Raw genomic sequence first — 15,046 nt, 5'->3', positions numbered from 1 at the left:
CCATAGTACGACGCTGATGTGAAATGACCAAGAGCTGCGTATCGGAACGCAGTACATCAAGGGCGCCGATGAGCTTGGACAAGTTGGCGTCGTCGAGTGCCGCCTCGACCTCGTCCAGCACATAGAACGGCACCGTACGCGTGCGGTACACGGCAAAGAGCAGGGCGAGCGCCGTCAGGCTCTTCTCGCCGCCCGACATGAGCATCATCTTGGTGATGCGCTTGCCGCGCGGCTGCGCCACGACCTCGATACCCGTATCGGCCGGATGCTCGGGGTCGGTCATCTCCAGATGAGCCTGGCCACCCGGGAACAGCATGGCGAAGATCTCGCGGAAGTTCGCATCGACCTTCTCGAAAGTTACCAGAAACGCCTTGCGCATCTTACGGTCGATGGCCACGGTAATCTTGGTGAGCGCCTTGCGCGCGCTCTCCAGATCGGCCAGCTGCTCCTCGATGTAATCGGCGCGGCGTTTGAGCTGCTCGTACTCTTCCATGGCAACCTGGTTCACCGGACCCAGGTTGTTGATTTGGCGAACGAGCTGGTTGAGCTCACGCTCGGCAGCGTCGCGGTCGGTAGGCGCGGGAAGCATGAGCGCTTCCTCGAGCACCGTGGTGCCGTCGGCAGTGATGGCCTTGATGGCTGCCTCCACCTGCACCTCGAGCTTGCCGCGTGCGACCTTGAACTCGTTTTGCGTCGCGGTGGCGGTATCAACCTTATCTTTGGCGCGAGCGACTTCGGCCTTGGCGTCCTCGATGGTCTTCTTGAGCGAGGCGGAGTCTGCCTCCTCGAGCGAAGCCTGGTCACGAAGGCGCGCGGCCCAGTCCGAGGCGCGCTCCAGCAGGGCCGAGTAGCGCTCGTGCATGGGATCGACGCGCAGTCGCAGCAGCTCAAGCGAGCGCGAAGCCTGGCGCGTTCCGCGGATACGGCGGTCGATACCCTCCAGACGATGCTCCAGATCGGGAACGCGGCCCTTCAGCGAACGCAGGCGCTCGCTCGTCTGGGCCAGACGCACCTTGGCATCGGCGAGCTTACCGGCGGCCTCGGAGTCATCGCGGCGCACGCGGTCGAGCTCGTCGTTGGCCTCGGCAATCTGGAGACCTAAGTCGCTCGCCTGCGCACGAGCTTCGTCCCGTGAGCGAGTAAGTTCATCCTCGCGTGGACGAGCGGCACGGACGGCCTCAGCGGCCTGCTCACGGCGCTTGGAAATGCGCACGCGCTCGACCTCGGCGTTGTTGGCGCTTTGCTCAAGGCGGCCGATCTCGGACAGTAGCGAGCGACGCTCACCCTCAAGGCGGGCAATCTCGCCGGCGGCATCGCCCTCGGCAGCACGGGCCTCCTCGACGGCGGCGTTGGCCTCGACGACTTGGTCCGAAACATGCTCAAAGATAGCAGCCAGATCGGGCTCTAGGCCCTCGAGCTCACGGATGCGGCGCTTGCGCTCCAAGGCACCCGAAGCCTCGCCGGCATCGAGCCCCACGCGCACCAAGCCGCCGCAGCACACGCGGGCGCCATCGGGAGTCACGTAGGTCACACCGTCAACGACAGGCGCAGTCAGCGCGGTGGCCAAGTCATCGACCACGTAATAGCCGCCGAGCAGCGCCTCGACAATCGGACCATAACCGGCGCGCACAGACAGACGATCGACCAGACGAGAGCCGGCAGCGCCCTTGGCAGCTGCACCGCCGCTCACGCCGCGCGCCACCAGCAGTGCCTCGCCCGAGGCCTTCTTCTGGTCCAGGGCGGCACGCCCGGCGCGCTCGAGCGCATCAGCGTCATCAAACAACAGGGCATCGATATCGCCGGCAAGCAGCTGCTCCACCAGGCCCTCGAGCTCACGAGGGGCTTCGAGCACATCACCCAGGCGACCCGTTATGTCATCGCCCAACGCCCCCACCAGTCGGCTCACGAGCGGCGAGCTGTCGGCCATACGGGCATCGAGTTTCTTTTGGCTGGCAAGCTCCGAGCGCACCTCGGACAGCCTGTTGCGCGCCTCGCTCTCGCGGGCACGCAGGTCCTTAAGGGCAGCGCGGGCAACCTCGGTGGCTTCGCGCGCATCGACCTGGGCTTGGCGAGCCTGATCGAGTGCGCCGTCGAGCTCCTCGGCGCGGTCGCGACGGCTCTCGAGCGAGGCCGTGACCTCCTCGAGCTGCTCGTCAATCTGCTCCAGGCGCGAGGCGTACATGTTGTCCTCGACCTCGGCGTTGCTCAGCGAGTCCTTCACCTTGGCAAGCTCGAGCGCGGCGTTATCGGCCACGCGCTGCACATCGCGCTGCTCGCGCGTGAGCTGCGAAATCTGATTGTCGAGCGAAACGCGACGCTCGTGGAGCTGGGCGGCGGCAGGTCCGGCGGCGTCAACGTCCTCCTGAGCCTGCATGTGCGCACCGATCACTTCTTCGAGCTGGGCGCGCGCATCCTCGAGCTCCTCGACCACGCGACGGCGCTGATGCTCAGAACCCGAGATCTGCCCGCGCATATCGGACAGGCGCGACACCATGTTGTGGCCCTTTTCCTCAAGCAGGCGCATGTCGGAGGTAATGCGGCCGACCACGTCTTGCATATGGCGGCGCTGCTCGCCCAGGTCGCCCACAAACAAGCCTTTTTCCTCGAGCATGACCTGAAGCTTCTCGAGCTCACGCTCTTTCTCGCCCAAGCGGTACTGCGCTAGCTCAAGCTCGGCCGCGCCCTCTTTGGAGCGGCTCTCCAGATCGTTCCACTGCGACTGCAGGGAACGCAGCTCGTCAACGGCCAGCATCTGCGTAAGCTCGTTTGCGCGCGAGGACAGCTCCTTGTACTTGCGCGCGCGATCGACCTGACGCTCCAGCGGACGCAGCTGGCGGGCGATTTCCTTATTGATGTCGCGGGCACGGGTCAGGTGCTCGTCCATCGACTTGATCTTTTTAAGCGCACGCTCCTTGCGACGCTTGTGCTTGGAGATACCGGCGGCTTCCTCGATGAGGGCGCGGCGCTCCTCGGGGCGGCTCTGCAAAATGGCGTCGAGCTTGCCCTGACTGATGATGGAATGCGTATCCTTGCCCAGGCCCGAATCGTGCAGGATGTCCTGAATGTCCATCAAGCGGCACGGACTCGAGTTAATGAGGTACTCGCTCTCGCCCGAGCGATACATGCGACGGGTGATGGCGACTTCGTCAAAGTCGACAGGCAGCATATGGTCCGAGTTATCGAGCACCAACGTGACCTCGGCCACACCCACCGGCTTGCGCGCCGACGAGCCCGAGAAGATGACATCCTCCATGGCCTGACCGCGCAGCTGCTTGGCGCTCTGCTCGCCCAGGACCCACAGAATCGAGTCGGAGATGTTCGATTTTCCCGAGCCGTTGGGACCGACGATTACGGTCAGGCCCGGCTCAAATGACATATGGGCGCGGTCGGCAAACGACTTGAACCCTTTGAGCGTGAGGGACTTGAGATACACGGTTCCTCGCTTAAACAGGCTTCTTGTTGAGAATCACGCCATTGGTGGTGTAACCCATACGGTCGAGCGCCTCGAGCGCGGCGGCTCCCTCGGCTTCCTTCTTAGAGGAACCGGTGCCGCGACCCTGACGAATGCCATCGATCAACACCACGGCGGTAAAGGTGGGCGCATGCGCCGGACCCTCGGATCCGATCAGCTTATACGCCGGAGGCTCGTGGCCGTCGGCCTGCACGCACTCCTGCAAAAACGACTTGGGGTTCGCAGGGTGTTCGGCACGCTCGGTAGCCAGGTGCGGCTTAAGCGTGCGGTGAATAAACTCCGCCGCGGCATCCCAACCAGCATCCAGGTACAGCGCGCCCACGAGCGACTCATAGACGTTCTCGAGCGCCGAATGCAGGCCGCGTGCGCCCGTACCGGTCTCGGAGGCACCAAAAATGATGATGTCGTCGATACCCAGCTCGTGGGACACTTCAGACAACGTGGCGCCCGAGACGAGCGACACCTTCAAGCGGGTGAGCTTGCCCTCGTCAAACTCGGGATAGGACTCAAAGAGCGAGCGGGCGACGACGGCACCCAAAATGGAATCGCCCAAAAACTCCAAGCGCTCGTAGCTTGCCGAGACTGGCTGGCCTTCGACGGCCGAAGGATGCGTGAGGGCTGAGCGCAGCAGCACCTTGTCATTGAACTCGTGGCCCAGAATCTCCTGGGCGCGCGTAAGTCGTTCGGATAAAGCCAAGACTTAGGCCTCCTTGGCAGCTTCGATAGCGTCGACGGCGTCGGCGACAGAGTTGAGCGAGAGCAGGGTCTCATCATCGATCTCGAGGTCGAACTCGTCCTCGATAGCCGTAACCAGCTGCAGGCGCTCGAGCGAGTTGGCATCGAGGTCGTCAAAGGTGGTCTCATCGCTAATTTCGGCAACATCGACGCCCAGAACGTCAGCAGTGACCTCGGCGATCTTGTCGAAGATTTCGGAGCGGTCCATAGCGCTTCCTCTCATAGTGCATGAATACCAAAAGAATGGTACCGCCCGGGCGGTACCAGGACACGGTTCTGATTCTACCCCACGACGCACGCCCCGAGGCGCATAACGCCGCTGTTATAAAACGATGCCGTCCATGGAGTTGGCGACGTTCTCGACCAGTCCGGCACGTACGGCCTCAGCCGCGGCGAGCGTGCCGTTTTTGACAGCCTCAACCGACGTGGCGCCGTGGCCGATCAAGACCACACCGCGCAGGCCCAGCAGGATGGCGCCGCCCTTGGCATCGCCAGAGAGCTTGGCCTTAATCTCGCGCATCTGCTTTTTGATGAGCAGCGCGGCAATCTTGGTGCCGAGCGAGGACATAAAGGCGCCCTTGAGCTCCTGCAGCAAAAACTTGGCAGCGCCCTCGGTAGCCTTGAGCGCGATATTACCCGACATGCCATCGGCAACAACGACATCGAAATTGCCCGAGGTGAGGTCAGTGCCTTCGCAGTTGCCCACAAAGCCCGGAACTGCGGCCTTCATAGCGGGGAAACAGGCCTTGGTAAAGTTGGAGCCCTTCTCGTCCTCGGTGCCATTGGCGAGCAGGCCCACGCGGGGATGTTCAATGCCCAAGACGACACGTGCATAGGCGCTGCCCATCTGCGCAAAGCGCACCATATCGTCAACCTCGACATCGGGATTGGCGCCCATGTCGCACAGCACCGTCAGACCGCCGGCACGATTGGGCAGCGCATTGGTCAGGCACGGACGCACCGGTTGCTTCTTACCCTCGGCCATATATCGAAACGGCGTGACGTAGGCGGTCGCGGCAGCTGTCATAGCGCCGGTAGAGCCGGCGGAGAAGAACGCATCCGCGTTGCCCTTCTTAATGGCGCGGCAAGAAAGCACGATCGACGACTTACGCTTGGTCATCACGGCGCGAATGGGATCGTCATCCATGGCGATAACGTCGGGTGCCTCCAGGGCCTCGACGCGCGCATGGGAGGCGGCGAAGGGATTGACGATTTCGGCGGGACCGGCAGCCAGGACCTCAATATCGGGATCGGCTGCCAGGGCAGCCTCAATACCATCGAGGACAACCTGCGGCTTCTCGTCTCCACCCACAACGTCTACACAAACGCGAACGTTACTCATATACATGCTCCTTATACAAAAATGGCCGACTCAATGAGCCGGCCATTGTGGTTCCAGTTGGAACGGCATCGTATCCAGAGTATACCGTTACTCGGTAACGATAACCTCGCGGTCCTTGTAGAAACCGCAGCTAGGGCACACGTGGTGCGGGAGCTTGACAGCACCGCAACGGGGGCACGTGGACTGAGCCGCAGCCGAGATCTTCATGTTGGCGGAACGGCGGGTGTGAGTGCGGATACGACCCTGCTTTTGTTTAGGTACGGGCATAGTGACCTTCCTTATGAACTATCCAGTGTGGCAATTACGCGCAAGTAGCGATACTACCACAGTTTTACTCGTCAAGCTTGAGATTCTTCAATGCTGCAAATGGATTTTCCGTGGCTTCGGCCCATTCGGCCTCGGCTTGGGCGGCACAATCACATTGCTCCACGTTGAGATTGGCGCCGCAGACGGGACAAAGACCACGACAATCGGGCTTGCAGAGCACCACAAACGGCGTGTCCATGACAACGGCATCGTTGATGGGCTCGCCCAGATCGACAACGCGATCCTCGCCCAGGAGCTCGTAGCCGTCTTCGTAGGCCTCGGGGTCCTCGGGCTCATGGAAGAGATAGAACTCCTCGATCTCGCCGGCAATGTCAAACGAGGCAGGCTCCAGGCAACGGTCGCACTCGCCGGTGGCGTGCGCGCGAACCATGCCGGTAAGCAGAACACCGGTGCCGGCATTGGTAAAGACCACGTCGTAGTCGATACCGTCCTGCAGCTGGTACTCCTTCTCGCCCACCGTGTAGGCGGCGACATCGACCTTGCCGGTCAGCGGATACGAGTCTCCGGGAAACTCGAGCTGCTCGGAAAGATCGACGGTAACGCTCGGGAACTCAGCCATTACCACTGACCATTCTGCTGGGCGGCGCCCTCATTGAGCTGCTGGCGGCAACGGGTGACGGTGCCGGTCAGACTCTTGAGGTTCTCCTCGAGGTGCGTAAAGACCTGCTCGGCGTAATCCTCGGCAGCATATCGCGTCTCGCGCTCATACTGCTGGGCACGGTCGCGGATATCGTCGGCCTGCTGCTGCGCAAGGCGAACAATTTCCTGCTCACCGGCAATAGTGAGGGCCTGCTGCTGAGCGTCGGCGATGATGGAATCGGCCTGAGCGGCGGCGGAAGCCATAAGCTCCTCGCGCTCTTTGAGGATACGGCGGGACTTCTGCCATTCCTCGGGATAGCTCATGCGGATCTCATCGAGGATGTTAAAGAAGACGTCGGCATCGATGACCTTCATCTGGGCGTTCTTGCCGAACGGCGTCTTAGCCTCTTGGATGAGCCCCTCGAGCTCGTCGACAAGGCTCACGATCCTGTCGCCAGGAAAATTCTCGCCCGGCATCCGGTCTCCTTTCATAGGTAACATATCATCGTGCTAGTTTACCACATGCCACCTGGCAATAAAAAACGTCACGAAAAGCGATGTTTAAGCGCCTCGACCACATTAGCCGGCACAAACGTCGAAACATCACTACCGAGCGAGGCGATCTGGCGTACCACCGAGCTCGAGATGTAGCCATACTGCGGAGCACTCATGACAAAGATGGACTCCAGCTCGCTATCCAAGCGGTAGTTGAGGTCGGCTTGCTGCAGCTCATACTCAAAGTCGGTCATGGCGCGCAGGCCCTTGACCACGGCACCAGCACCCTGCTCACGAGCAAAGTCGACGAGCAGGCCGGTAAAGGGCAGGACCTCGACGCCATCAATATCACCGAGTGCCTCACGGGCCAGCGCCACGCGCTCGTCGAGCATAAAGGTGGTGCCCACGCCGTTTTTGCCCTGCGACTCGGCAACGGCCACGATCACGCTGGGAAAAATGCGACGGGCGCGGCGGATGACGTCGATATGGCCGAACGTGATGGGATCGAAGGTACCCGGAACGATGACGCGGTTAATGGTGTCACTCATGAGCATCCTCCTGAAACTTCGTGCCGTCGCTGCCATCGGCATCGGTGGCGGTATCGTCATCCTCGCCCTCGCCGACCCAACGGAGCAGGTCGACCGAGGTGATGCCATAGCGTTTCTCACGCACGGTTACAAAGCCGGCAGGATGTGCACCCGCGTCGGCGGCAGCATGCTCAAACAGAGCATAGGCGCCCGGGGTGAGCAAGCCCTGCTGGGCTAGGTTCTGCAGCAGCTCATCGACCGGCTTAGCACCAAAAGCATAGGGCGGGTCGAGCAAGACCAGATCGAAGGGGCCGCCCGGCACGCGGCCACGCGAAGCGCTCACAAGGACATCGCCCGTCACCACACGCCAACGCGCGCGATCGCGGCAGAGCGACTCGATATTCTTGGTAATGAGCCTCGCGGCATTGCGATCGATCTCAAACGTCGTGAGCGAACGGGCGCCCCGCGAGAGCATCTCGATGCCTAGGGCACCGGAGCCGCCAAAGGCATCCAGTACGCTAACCTCGTCCAAATCAAAGTCAAAGGCCGATAGGACCATGGATGCGCACGCCTCGCGCACGCGGTCGGTCGTCGGACGCGTAACATCGCGACCGCGCGGCTCTTCGATCTTGCGACCGCGCCATTCACCGCCGATGATTCTCATCCTCCGCTGACCTCCTTAAAGATGTGTCGATACCGCGCGGCGACTGCATCGCGCAGGGGACGCGTCGCCACAGAGTCAAGATTGCTAGCATACCGCAAGAGCTCGACCGCGTCCAAATGCGCCCACTCGATGAGCTCCTCGTCGGCATCGAGGTCGACAAAACGTAGGGTCACGCCACCATGCTGACGGTAACCCAAGATTTCGCCCTCGTGGCGCAGGCGTAGGTCCATCTGCGCGAGCGTAAAGCCATCTGCGGTCTTCTCGAGCGACTGCAGGCGATCTTGTGCCGCCGATGTGCCGCCGTTACCCTTGGAGTGCGTCATGACCAGGCATGTGCCCGCCACGCCGCCACGGCCCACACGACCGCGCAGCTGGTGCAGGGCGGCCAAACCAAAGCGCTCACCGTTCTCGATGACCATGACGGTGGCGTTGGGCACGTCGACGCCCACCTCGACCACGGTGGTCGAAACGAGCACGTCAATCTCACCGCGTTTAAAGGCGTCGATCACGCGATCCTTCTCCCCCGCCCGCATGCGGCCGTGGAGACGTTCGATAGTTAGGCCCGGCAGCGCCAGGCGCAGGCGGTCGAGCTCGGTCGCCGTATCGTGCAGCGGCACGGGGACGGTCACGCGGCCCTCGTCGTCACGGGCGATACCGGGCACATCCTCGAGCTCATCGGTCGAGTCACTCGGCTCCACAAGCGGACAGATCACGTAGGCCTGCTGACCCTTCTCGTGCGCCTCGCGGATGGCACCATAGGCCAGGTCGCGGCTCGACTCGGTGAGGACGCGCGTCGTCACGCCGGCACCCGGGACGGGACGATGGCGGATGATACTCGTGTCCAGGTCGCCGTAGACCGAGAGCGCCAGCGTGCGCGGGATGGGCGTCGCCGTCATGACGAGCAGGTCCGCGCCGGGGCCCTTCGCGCGCAAGGCGTTGCGCTGACCCACGCCAAAGCGATGTTGTTCGTCGATAACCACGAGCGACAAGTGCTTAAAATTCACGTCTTCGGAAAGCACGGCATGCGTACCAAAGAGCACGTCAAGCTTGCCCGATTCCAGCTGCTTATGGATGCGCTCGCGCTCCGCCGCCGGCGTGGCGCCCGTCAGGAGCGCCCAGGACATGCCAGCCTGAGAGAGCAAGGGGCCGGTCTTATCGGCATACTGACGAGCCAGCACGCCCGTAGGCGCCATGACGCAGCCCTGGGTGCCGCTATCGACGGCCACGGCCAACGCACAAGCGGCAACGGCCGTCTTGCCGGTACCGACGTCACCCAGCAGCAGACGGTTCATGACGCGCGTATCATCGCACATATCATGCAAAATATCCTGGAATGCGGCCTCCTGCTCGTCGCTCAGCGAAAACGGCAGGGCTTGCTTGAGAGCAGCAAGGTGCTCGCCCGCGGTGTGGGCGTAGGGAACCACCTCGACCAAGCCGCCGTCATTGCGCAGACGCAGTGCGAGCTGCAGGTACAGGCACTCCTCATAGGCCAAACGGCGGCGCGCAATGTCGCGCTCGGCCATACTCGAGGGAAAGTGGATTGAACGAAGCGCACGGGCATTGCTCATGAGCTTGCGCTTTGCGCGCAGCGGTGCCGGGATGGGATCAAAGGGATTGCCGACGAGCTCAAGAGCACCGCTCACGATGCGGCGCATCCATGCCTGGCTCACCCCATCGCTCACATAATGGACCGGCAAAATGGTACCCGCGGCACGACCACCCTCAAGCTTTTCAAAATGCGGCGAGGCCATCTGCTTAAAGCCGTAGGCAAACTCGACCTTGCCCATCACGGCCAGGCGGTCGCCCCGCTTAAGCTGCTGGACAATCCAGGGCTGGCGGAAAAAGGCGACCTGCAGCACGCCCGTGTCATCCACGAGCGATACCTCGGTCACCTGCATGCGCGGACGAGGCTGCTTTTGAACAATGCGATCGACCGTGGCAATGATGGTGCACACGGTACCGATGGGCGCCATCTCGATGGACCATGAGCGAGTGAAGTCCAGATATCGATGCGGGATATGGAGAAGGAGGTCCCCCACCGTCCGAATTCCCAGACGGCGAAGGGCCTCCTCACGTTTACCCGAAACATATTTGAGTCGCGCGATATCCTCGCCGAGCGCATTGCTCTGGGCAAAGCGCTCCGAGACGCGCGGCACGGAGCATATCTCGGACATGTTCAGATGCCTACTCGATCGAGAAGATCACGGGATAGAGCGGCTGCTCGCCACGATGGGCATCGACCTCCAGGTCGGGCTGAGCTTCCTCGATGGCGTCGACGATCTCCTGGAAGGCCTCGTCGGACAGTTCCTCGCCGGCCAGAATCGTCAGCGCGTCGCCCTCCTCTTCCTCCTGCATACGGTTGATGCAGTCGAGGGTGACCTGTTTCACATCGGAGCCGACCACGTCGATGGAACCGGCGATGATACCCATGACGTCACCGGAGTGAATCGGAGAGCCGTCCGAGGCGCTGGAGTCGCGCACGGCGCGGGTGACCTCGCCATCGCGGACCTCGCTGATGGCGTCGACCATAGCGGCGACGGCGTCCTCGAGCTCGGAATCGGGCAGGACGGCGAACAGCGCGGAGAACGCCTGGGGAACGGTCTTAGTGGGAACGACGGCGACCTTCTTATCGGTGCAGGCAGAGGCAGCGGCCTCGGCAGCCATGCGGATGTTGCCGTTGTTGGGCAGGATGATGACCGAGGTCGCGTTGACCTGGTCGACGGCGCCCAGCAGATCGGCGGTCGAGGGGTTCATGGTCTGGCCACCCGAGACGATCACGTCAACGCCGAGGGACTTGAGGATGTCGGCCTCGCCCGAACCGGCGGCAACGGCGACAAAGCCCAGCGCCTTGGCGGGCTCGGCAGCCTTCTCCTGGTCCTCATGAATCTTGGCGGTACGATCGTGGGCCTCCATCTCCATGTTGTGGATAAAGACCTCGTAGATCTGACCAAGCTGCAGCATGTGCTCGAGCACCAGGTTGGGGGTGTTGGAGTGCACGTGAATCTTGTAATCGGGGTAAGCGCCAACGAGCAGCTCGCAGTCGCCCATGGAGCCCAGGAACTTAAGGCACTCGTCCTCGTCAAACGGGGCGTCTGCCTTAAACAGGAACTCATTGCAGTAACGGAACTCCGAGCCCTCCCAGTCGTCGTTAGCCTCGATCTCAACACGGCCAAGAGCGGCATCGCGGGCAGAGCCTGCGGAATCAAACGTAGCGGAGAAATCCTCGACAACGGTGCTGCGGCCAAGAGCGGCAGCCACGAAGTTCTCGAGGAAAATGGCAAATCCAAAGGCGCCGGAGTCGACCACGCCGTTCTCCTTCAGAACGGGCAGCAGGTCGGGCGTGCGGGCGACGGACTGGTATGCCTCGACGACGATGGCATCGAGCGCATCCTCGGCCGAGAACTTCTTCTTCTCGCACTCATCGGCCTTGGTCGAGACATCACGCAGGACCGTGAGGATCGTGCCTTCGATGGGCTTGCGGACAGCCTGGAAAGCGACCTTAACGGCGCGACGGAAAGCGAAGGCGATATTGGCGGACGTAATGGGCTCGTCGGCAGAGACAAGGCCCTCGGCCACACCGCGCAGAATCTGCGACGTGATGACGCCGGAGTTACCGCGGGCACCCATGAGGGAGCCGTGGGTGATGGCGCCGGCGATGGCTTCCATGTCGGCGTCGGCAGGAAGAGCAGAAAGCTCCTTGGTCACCGAGGCGAGCGTAAGCGACATGTTGGTGCCGGTATCGCCATCGGGTACGGGGAAGACGTTGAGCTTGTTGATCTCCTCGGCCTTGTCGGAAACGGCAGCCGCAGCGATCGGAAAACAGGTGCGAATGGTCTTTGCAATCATGGGTGTTAGAATCTCCGTTTTCGGATGCTAGTTCAGACGGCTCTTGAGCGCGTCGATGTGAATGCCGATCTTAAGGCTGGCGGGATCGATCTGGGCGATCTCCTGCAGGGTGAAGGCAACGGAGCTCGAAAGATTGTGGCAGACGGACTTCATGTTGACGCCGTTCTCGAGCACGACGTGAAGGTCGACCGTGAGGCCGTTCTCATCGGCGGAGACAAGAACGCCCTTGCGGAGGCGCTGACCGGCAAGCAGACGCACGCTCTCGGCGCCCTGGAGCTGCTCGGCCATACCGACGACGCCGTAGCACGTCATAGCGGCATAACCGGCAATATCGGCAATAACGTCATTCGAGACGCTCAAGCTGCCGTTAATGGTCTCAGACACAAGAATCTCCTTTTCTGGTGCTCGCGGCACCATGTCGTGGGAGCAATCATTGCATTATTCTACAACGACCAAGCCATGTTGAGGCGACGGGGTTCACGATTACATCCTCGACACGAAATGTTGATAAGGTAACGTTCGTGACAGCCGATCGCGGCATGAAAAAACCCGCCGCATAAGCGACGGGTTTTACAACCTGGCTCCCCGGGTAGGACTCGAACCTACAACAGCGCGGTTAACAGCCGCGTGCTCTACCATTGAGCTACCGAGGAATTTAAAAGCCCAGCGGAATGGGCTGAGAAATTCTGGCTCCCCGGGTAGGACTCGAACCTACAACAGCGCGGTTAACAGCCGCGTGCTCTACCATTGAGCTACCGAGGAATAGGTGCGTGCTCTCAAGCAACGAAGTTTATTATACGGACGAATCAGCTCAGGGCAAGAACTTTTTTGAGAATTTTTCCGACCTAGTCAATTAGTCATTGGGGACGTTCTTAAACGACTAGTCATTCAAGAACGTCCCCAATGACTACCGGCAACGAAAACGCCGATGTTTTGGTAACGACAGCGAAAACCCGCCAGGGCGAGCAAGGTGCCTTGAAACGAGGCGGCATTGACCTTCTGGTCATGCCGCCGAAGTTGAAAGGCAGATTGCCGCTCTGGCGGGTTTGCAGCGTCGGCCAGTTACGGCGTTTGGTAAAACGCCGTAACTCCTAGCTTTCGATATAGTCCTTCAGCTTGCTGCTGCGGCTGGGATGACGGAGCTTGGCCAGGGTCTTGGACTCGATCTGGCGAATGCGCTCGCGCGTGACGCCAAACTCGCGACCGACCTCCTCGAGCGTGCGGGGATGTCCGTCAGCAAGGCCAAAACGCAGCTCGATAACCTTGCGCTCGCGGTCGGCAAGCGAATCGAGCACCTGGGTGAGCTGTTCCTGCAGCATGGAGAAACTGGCCGCATCGGGCGGAACGATGGCCTGGGAGTCCTCGATGAAGTCGCCCAGCTGGGAATCCTCTTCCTCGCCGATAGGAGTTTCGAGCGACACGGGCTCCTGCGAAATCTTCTGGATCTCGCGGACACGGTCGGCGCTCATGTCCATTTCGGCGCCGATCTCCTCGGGGGTCGGGTCGCGGCCCAGGTCCTGAAGGAGCTGGCGCTGCACGCGGACGAGCTTGTTGATGGTCTCGACCATGTGCACGGGAATACGGATGGTACGGGCCTGGTCGGCGATAGCGCGCGTAATGGCCTGACGGATCCACCACGTGGCGTACGTGGAGAACTTAAAGCCCTTCTGGTAGTCGAACTTCTCGACAGCACGAATCAGACCGAGGTTGCCCTCCTGGATCAAGTCCAGGAACAGCATGCCGCGACCGACATAGCGCTTGGCGATGGAAACGACCAGACGCAGGTTGGCGCTAATGAGTGCCTGCTTGGCCTCAAGACCGACATTCTCGATACGGGTCAGACGACGCATCTCGGAACGCGTGAGCTCAAGCTCGCCCGCCTCGGAGGCCTCGAGCTTCTCAGTGGCCTCGAGACCCGCCTCGATCTTCATAGCCAGATCGACCTCTTCGGAGGCGGTCAGCAGGTCGACCTTGCCGATCTCCTTGAGGTACATGCGGACGGGGTCGCCGGTCAGCATCACCGTGGAGGCGTCGATACCGCGCACGCGCGAACGCGAACGGGACGTGCGCACGGTGCGCTTCTTCTTGCTCTTGGAGGAGCCCATCTCGGCATCGGCCTGACGGGCCATCTTGAGCTCGTGATCGTCGAGCGAGCCGGAATCGTGCTCGTCGTCACCAAAGTCGTCGGTATCGGTATCGTTATCGTCATCGTCGACGTCCATGGGGGCGTCGTCGTTACCGCTCGCGGAGATAATCTGGATGCCGCTGTTGCGCAGCGCGGAATACACCGCGGTGAGCTGCTCATCAGTTACATCGATATCCTTCAGGGCGACCTGAATCTCGTCCTCGGTTACCGAAGTCCTGTTTGAGCCGTTGCCCATGAGCTTTGCAACGTAGGATTCCAGCCCAGTACCCGTGCTCTCAGTCTTTTTTGGCACAGATTCTCCCTTCATAGTCCACAGGACTCAATACTTTAGCACACACAGTGACGTCTATACCCAAAAAGAGGTCTGGATATAGGTGAGAATACGCTGGTTGACCACAACATCTAGGCCTGGTCGGCGCCCGCCGTCTCCAAACCGATCAAACGGAACGGGTCCGCCACGCCGCCGATCGACTTTTGCAGCTCGCGTTGACGCTGCGCGTCCTGCACCGCCTGCATGGTCAGCACGCGCCGCGCCTGTTCATCGAGCGAATGGTCCCGGCGCAGCTTAGCCTGTGCGGAGCGCATGCGGCGTTTGATGGTGTAGAGCTCGAGCGTGTCAAGCATAAAGACGATGTTCGTCTCGGTGGGGTGCTTGCTCGTCGCCGAGATGCGTCCGGCACTGACAAGCGATGCCGCCTCGGGACATACCGCGCGCGCCGCATCCATGCAGGCCGCAGGATCGGTACCAGGGGGCGACGCCAGTATGGCCCATGCGATGGACTCGTGACGTGGGTCAACCCACTCGATGGAGCAGATGCGATCGGCATACGTGCGGAACAGGTCGGGGTAGCTCGTGAGCATGGTCAGCAGTTCACGCTCCCCCGCCAAGGACTTGCGTTCAAGATCGGTAAGA

General features: G+C 61.5%; 14 protein-coding genes, 2 tRNA genes and 1 pseudogene. 1 reads left to right on the top strand and 16 read right to left on the bottom strand.

Annotated features, from left to right (window positions below; all coding sequences use genetic code 11):
- The 14 genes from smc to ABHR76_RS07750 form a co-directional block, all read right to left on the bottom strand.
- Positions 1-3,433, bottom strand: a 3,433-nt coding sequence (gene smc / locus ABHR76_RS07815) for a chromosome segregation protein SMC (RefSeq protein WP_346977234.1), incomplete at its 3' end; no start/stop codon positions are given.
- A gap of 10 nt (positions 3,434-3,443) precedes the next feature.
- Positions 3,444-4,169: a ribonuclease III gene (gene rnc, locus ABHR76_RS07810; RefSeq protein WP_346977233.1), complete on the bottom strand. Its 726-nt coding sequence runs from the start codon at positions 4,167-4,169 to the stop codon at positions 3,444-3,446.
- A gap of 3 nt (positions 4,170-4,172) precedes the next feature.
- Positions 4,173-4,415: an acyl carrier protein gene (locus ABHR76_RS07805; RefSeq protein ID WP_161161446.1), complete on the bottom strand. Its 243-nt coding sequence runs from the start codon at positions 4,413-4,415 to the stop codon at positions 4,173-4,175.
- A 114-nt stretch (positions 4,416-4,529) separates the two neighbouring features.
- Positions 4,530-5,549 (bottom strand): phosphate acyltransferase PlsX, encoded by a 1,020-nt coding sequence (gene plsX / locus ABHR76_RS07800; RefSeq protein ID WP_346977231.1) that lies wholly within the window; start codon positions 5,547-5,549, stop codon positions 4,530-4,532.
- Between the two features lie 87 nt (positions 5,550-5,636).
- Positions 5,637-5,816, bottom strand: a complete 180-nt coding sequence (gene rpmF / locus ABHR76_RS07795) for a 50S ribosomal protein L32 (RefSeq protein WP_022094017.1) — start codon at positions 5,814-5,816, stop codon at positions 5,637-5,639.
- 64 nt (positions 5,817-5,880) lie between these two features.
- The gene (locus ABHR76_RS07790; protein WP_138374830.1) at positions 5,881-6,435 is read right to left on the bottom strand and encodes a YceD family protein; all 555 of its coding nucleotides are present in this window, start codon (positions 6,433-6,435) and stop codon (positions 5,881-5,883) included.
- A complete protein-coding gene (locus ABHR76_RS07785; protein WP_138374829.1) occupies positions 6,435-6,932 on the bottom strand; it encodes an ATP synthase subunit B family protein in 498 nt (165 codons plus the stop codon). Before ABHR76_RS07785 ends, ABHR76_RS07790 begins: the two co-directional genes overlap by 1 nt.
- 68 nt (positions 6,933-7,000) lie before the next feature.
- Positions 7,001-7,498 carry a pantetheine-phosphate adenylyltransferase gene (gene coaD / locus ABHR76_RS07780; RefSeq protein WP_346977230.1) on the bottom strand — a complete coding sequence of 166 codons (498 nt, stop codon included), beginning with the start codon at positions 7,496-7,498 and terminating at the stop codon, positions 7,001-7,003.
- Positions 7,491-8,141 (bottom strand): 16S rRNA (guanine(966)-N(2))-methyltransferase RsmD, encoded by a 651-nt coding sequence (gene rsmD, locus ABHR76_RS07775; protein ID WP_346977229.1) that lies wholly within the window; start codon positions 8,139-8,141, stop codon positions 7,491-7,493. Before rsmD ends, coaD begins: the two co-directional genes overlap by 8 nt.
- On the bottom strand, positions 8,138-10,315 hold the full coding sequence (gene recG / locus ABHR76_RS07770) for an ATP-dependent DNA helicase RecG (protein WP_346977228.1): 2,178 nt from the start codon (positions 10,313-10,315) through the stop codon (positions 8,138-8,140). Before recG ends, rsmD begins: the two co-directional genes overlap by 4 nt.
- Before the next feature lie 10 nt (positions 10,316-10,325).
- Positions 10,326-11,987: a DAK2 domain-containing protein gene (locus ABHR76_RS07765; protein WP_118225807.1), complete on the bottom strand. Its 1,662-nt coding sequence runs from the start codon at positions 11,985-11,987 to the stop codon at positions 10,326-10,328.
- Positions 11,988-12,014: 27 nt separating this feature from the next.
- The gene (locus ABHR76_RS07760) at positions 12,015-12,404 is read right to left on the bottom strand and encodes an Asp23/Gls24 family envelope stress response protein (protein ID WP_006234031.1); all 390 of its coding nucleotides are present in this window, start codon (positions 12,402-12,404) and stop codon (positions 12,015-12,017) included.
- Positions 12,405-12,565: 161 nt separating this feature from the next.
- Positions 12,566-12,640, bottom strand: a tRNA-Asn gene (locus ABHR76_RS07755).
- 34 nt (positions 12,641-12,674) lie between these two features.
- A tRNA-Asn gene (locus ABHR76_RS07750) sits at positions 12,675-12,749 on the bottom strand.
- A gap of 141 nt (positions 12,750-12,890) precedes the next feature.
- Here ABHR76_RS07750 and ABHR76_RS07745 point away from each other — a divergent pair.
- On the top strand, positions 12,891-13,082 hold the full coding sequence (locus ABHR76_RS07745; RefSeq protein WP_346977226.1) for a hypothetical protein: 192 nt from the start codon (positions 12,891-12,893) through the stop codon (positions 13,080-13,082).
- On the opposite strand, the gene rpoD is transcribed toward ABHR76_RS07745, so the two are convergent.
- Together rpoD and ABHR76_RS07735 are read right to left on the bottom strand one after the other, a co-directional pair.
- Positions 13,079-14,425 (bottom strand): RNA polymerase sigma factor RpoD, encoded by a 1,347-nt coding sequence (gene rpoD, locus ABHR76_RS07740; protein ID WP_346977225.1) that lies wholly within the window; start codon positions 14,423-14,425, stop codon positions 13,079-13,081. The two genes, ABHR76_RS07745 and rpoD, sit on opposite strands and share 4 nt — an antisense overlap.
- 110 nt (positions 14,426-14,535) lie before the next feature.
- A pseudogene (locus ABHR76_RS07735) lies at positions 14,536-15,046 on the bottom strand (DNA primase); the annotation flags it as partial.

Origin of the sequence: Collinsella aerofaciens (assembly GCF_039752985.1) — a bacterium.
Taxonomy (GTDB): domain Bacteria; phylum Actinomycetota; class Coriobacteriia; order Coriobacteriales; family Coriobacteriaceae; genus Collinsella; species Collinsella aerofaciens_BT.
This window is presented reverse-complemented; position numbering and strand designations above follow the sequence as displayed.